A 4,946-nucleotide genomic window follows, 5' to 3' on the forward strand; every position below is an offset into this window, starting at 1 on the left:
ATTCGCTGCTGGCGGTGCAATTGATCTCGCGCCTACGTGAGCAGCTCGGTGTGGAGTTCGCGCTGGCCGAGGTTTTCGCCCACCCAGGCTTGGCCGCGCAGGCAGCGGCCGTTGGCACTGCGGCCCGGCACAGCTTGCCGGCGATCGTCCCGGTCCCGCGCGATCGCCTGTTGCCATTGTCGTTCGCTCAGCAGCGCCTATGGTTTATTGGCTTGCAGCCGCAGGCGCGCGATGCCTACCTTCTCCCTAGCGGCCTGCGGCTGCGCGGTCCACTGGACCGCCATGCACTGCGGCAGGCACTGGACCGTATCGTCGCCCGGCATGAAGTGCTGCGCACCAGCGTGCGCCTGCACGACGGCCACCCAGTGCAGCACATCGCACCGGCAACGACCGGCTTCCCGCTGCGCGACCGCGTATTGCCGGATGCAGCCGACCCCGAGGACGCCATCGCCGCCGAGATCGCTGCAGAGACGGCCACCCCGTTCGATCTCACCCAACAGCTGCCGATTCGCGGATGCCTGCTGCGCCTGGCCGATGACGATCACCTGTTGCTGGTCACCCTGCACCATCTCGCCGCCGACGCCTGGTCCAGCGGCGTGCTGGCGAACGAATTCAGCACCTTGTACTCGGCCTTCCTGCAGGGCCTGGACGATCCATTGCCGCCACTGCCGATCCAGTACGCCGACTTCGCCGCCTGGCAGCGCCGTTGGCTCGATGGCGAGCGCCTGCAGTCGTCGTTCGACTTCTGGCGCACGCATCTGCGCGGTGCACCGCTGCGCCTGGCACTCCCGACCGATCGACCGCGACCGCCGCAACAGGACTACCGCGGCGACGTGTTCGGCTTCGCGCTGGATGCGGCACTCTCGCATGCCCTGCGCAGCCTGAGCCAGCACCACGGCACCACCTTGTTCATGACCTTGCTGGCCGGCTGGGCGGTCCTGCTGTCGCGGCTGTCCGGGCAGCAACAGGTGGTGATCGGCACGCCGGTTGCCGGCCGCGACCGTGGCGAGCTGGAGCCGCTGATCGGCCTGTTCGTCAATTCCCTGGCCCTGCAGATCGATCTGCGTCAGGACCCCACCGTTGCCGAGGTATTGCAGCAGGTGCGCACAAGCACCCTCGCCGCTCAGGCGCATCAGCAGCTGCCGTTCGAGCAGGTGGTCGAAGCGCTCAATCCCGAGCGCAGCACCACGCACCATCCGCTGTTTCAGGTCATGTTCGCCTGGCAAAGCGCGCCAGAAGGTCGCCTGGAATTGCCGGGCTTGATCCAGGAGTCGGTCGTATTGCCGACCCATGCAGCGCAGTTCAACCTGGAACTTTCCATGTCCGAACACGATGGCCGGTTGCTTGGCAGCATCGGCTATGCCACCGCGCTATTCGAGCGTGCCAGCGTCGAACGCCATATTGCACTGTTCATCGCCACGCTGCGGGCGATGGTCGCCGATGCCAAAACACCGGTTGCGCGGCTGCGCTTGCTGAGCGATAGCGGACGTGTGCAGTTGCACCCATTCAATGCAAGCGCACCGCTGGCCGGCGCCGCGGTGCCGGTGCACCAACTGCTCGAGCGAATGGCGGCTCAGCATCCAGACGCGATCGCACTGGAGGACGCCGCACGCAGCTTCAGCTACGCCGAGCTGGATCGTCGCGCCAACCGCCTGGCGCATCACCTGATCACACGCGGCATTGCGCCCGATCGCCGCGTTGGGTTATGCATGCAGCGTGGTGCCGACGCCATCATCGCGATCTTTGCGGTGCTCAAGGCCGGCGGCGCGTATGTCCCGCTGGACCCCGCCTATCCGCGGGAACGGCTGAACGTGATGCTCGCCGATAGTCGGCCACAGATCCTTCTTGCCGACGGCGTTGGGCAGAGCGCTCTTCCCATCGAGCTCGAAACACCGGTACTGCGCGTCGATACCGCTGCCGCGGCATGGTCCGACGCCTCGCCGAAGTCGCCATGCGTCGCGTCGCTGCAAGCAGCCCATCTGGCCTACGTGATGTATACCTCCGGCTCCAGCGGCCAGCCCAAGGGGGTCGCGGTGACGCACGCAGGGCTATACCACTATGCGCTGGCAGCCGCGCGGACCTACGCATTGACGTCCACCGATCGCGTGCTGCACTGCAATTCGCTGAGCTTCGACATTGCAGTGGACGAGATCTTCGTGACCTTGGCACAGGGCGCGACCTTGGTGATGTCGCCTGACGCTCGCCTGCCGGCCGCCGCGGCATTCAGTCGTCTGTTGATGGACTTGCGCATCAGCGTGCTGAATCTTCCCACCGCCTATTGGCATGCCTGGGTAGCCGAGATGGCGGCGGGCGATGCCAGTTTTCCGCATGGAGTGCGGTTGGTGGTCAGCGGTGGCGAAGCCGCCTTGGCCGAGGCCATCGGCCAGTGGCACGCCCTCGCTCGCGGTCAGGTGCGTTGGCTCAATGCCTATGGTCCGACCGAAACCGTCTGTGGCGTGAGTTTCGGCGAGGTTGCCGCCGATGCCCGCGTGCATGTGGGCGCGCCGCTCGCAGGCCTGGGCTTGCATGTGCTCGATGGCGCCCTGCAGCCAGTCCCCGTGGACATGGTCGGCGAATTGTGGATCGCCGGCGAACAACTGGCGCGCGGCTATCTCGACCGGCCGGCGCTGACCGCGGAACGCTTTCTGCCCGACCGTTTCGCCAGTGCGCCGGGGCAACGGATGTACCGCAGCGGAGATCTGGCGCGCTGGCGCAGCAACGGCGTGTTGGAACTGCTGGGGCGCAATGACGCCCAGGTCAAGCTGCGTGGCTTCCGCATCGAACTCGGGGAAATCGAATCTGCCCTGCGTAGCTGCGACGGCGTACGCGAAGCAGTGGTCGTGGTCCGTGATGCACACTCGGAAAGTCGCCTGGTCGCTTATCTGGTCGCACACCACCCTGGTCTCGACCTGGATCAAGTGCGTGCGCGATTGGTCGCACGCTTGCCGGAGTACATGCTGCCCAGCGCCTACGTGCAACTGGATGCGCTACCGCTGACCGTCAACGGCAAGCTCGACCACGCTGCCCTGCCTGCACCAGTGGATGCCGAACGCGATGGCGATGCCCCGACCGCCGTGTCGCCACCGCAAGGTGCCGTCGAACAGGCGCTGGCGGCACTGTGGAGCGACCTGCTCGAACACGCGCAGGTCTCCCGCGATGACGACTTCTTCGCCCTCGGCGGCCATTCGCTGTTGGCAGTGCAGCTGATTTCACGCGTGCGCGGACAGCTGGGAGTGGAGCTGCAGATCCAGGATGTCTTCCACCACCCGCAGTTGCACGCACTGGCACAGCGCGTGGCCAACGCCGCTGCCAGCAGCTTGCCGGCCATTGTCGCTGTCGATCGCGATTGCGGCGATCCGCTGCCGCTATCCTTCGCCCAACAGCGGCTATGGTTTCTTGCCCAGCTCGACCCACAGGCCGGCCTGGCCTACCTGATGCCGAACGGCCTGCGGCTGCGCGGACGGCTGGATCGCCCAGCCCTGCGCCAGGCGCTGGATCGTCTCGTCGCACGGCACGAAACCTTGCGTACCCGCATCGACCTGCACCATGACGAGCCGGTCCAGATCATCGACCCCGCCACCTTCGGGTTCTCGCTGCACGAACACGATCTCGCTGCGCAACCCGACCCTACCGCGGCCCTGCGCACACTGGCCGATAGGGAAGCCACTACCACGTTCGCACTGGCCGAGGCCCCGTTGGTCCGCGGCCAATTGCTGCGGCTGGGCGAAGACGATCATGTGCTGCTGGTCACCCTGCATCACCTGATCGCCGATGGCTGGTCGATGGACCTGCTGGTCCACGAGTTGAGCTGCCTCTATACCGCCTTTGCGCAAGGGCAGCCCGATCCGCTGCCACCGCTGCCGTTGCAATATGCCGATGTTGCGGTCTGGCAACGCCGCTGGCTCAGGGGCGAACTGCTGCAACGTCAGCGCGACTTCTGGGTGGCGCAGCTGCACGATGCGCCGACCTTGCTGGAACTTCCTGTCGATCGCCCGCGCCTGGCACCGCCGGATCACCGTGGCGACGTCTGGGAGTTTTCCCTCGACCAGGAGCTGAGCTCGGCACTGAAGGCCTTGAGCCAACGTAACGGCACCACGCTGTTCATCACCTTGCTGACCGCGTGGGGGGCATTGCTGGCACGGCTTGCAGGGCAAGACGAGGTCGTCATCGGCACCCCGGTCGCCAACCGGACGCATCGCGAACTCGAGCCACTGATCGGCCTGTTCGTCAACACCATCGCATTGCGTATCGACCTGCGGACGAAGCCCTCGGTCGCAGCACTGCTTGCCCAGGTGCGCGCCACCGCATTGGCGGCGCAACAGCATCAGGATCTCCCGTTCGAGCAAGTGATCGAAGCGTGCAATCCGGTACGGACGCTCGCGTACCATCCGCTGTTCCAGGTGATGTTCACGTGGCAGGAAGCGCCCCGTCATGGCGCTACGCTGCACCTGCCTGGGTTGGAACTGCGGCCGGTACCGCAGACGCTGGCAGCGCTCAAGTTCGATCTGGACCTGACGTTGGAAGAGCGCGATGGCCGTATCGTCGGCATCCTGGGCTATGCCATCGCGCTGTTCGATGGCGCAAGCGTGCAGCGGATGTTGCAGAGCTTCGTCCACATGCTGCAGGCGTTTGTCCGCGACAATGCGGCTTGCATCGCCGACCTGCCCTGGCTACCGCAGACGCAACGCCAGCAGCTGCTGCAGGACTTCAATGCCACGACCGCAGACCTGCCGCCGGCCGCCACCCTCGTGCAGGCCCTGCATGCCCAGGTGCAACGCACACCGCAGGCAACGGCGCTGATCGACGGCGAGCACCACCTCCGCTATGCGCAGCTCTGGGAGCGCGCCAGCACGCTGGCCGCCCAGCTACAACGGCGCGGCCTCGCGCACGGACAGGCGCTCGCGCTCATTCTGCCCCGTAGCGCCGAGCTGGTGGTGGCGCAGCTG

The 4,946-nt window shown here is 66.2% G+C and carries 1 protein-coding gene; it reads left to right on the forward strand.

The features are described 5' to 3' along the window. A partial coding sequence (locus tag CKY51_RS22125; RefSeq protein WP_152250050.1) for a non-ribosomal peptide synthetase occupies nt 1-4,946 on the forward strand: 4,946 nt, incomplete at both ends.

The organism is Xanthomonas maliensis (assembly GCF_009192945.1).
GTDB classification, from domain to species: Bacteria; Pseudomonadota; Gammaproteobacteria; order Xanthomonadales; family Xanthomonadaceae; genus Xanthomonas; species Xanthomonas maliensis.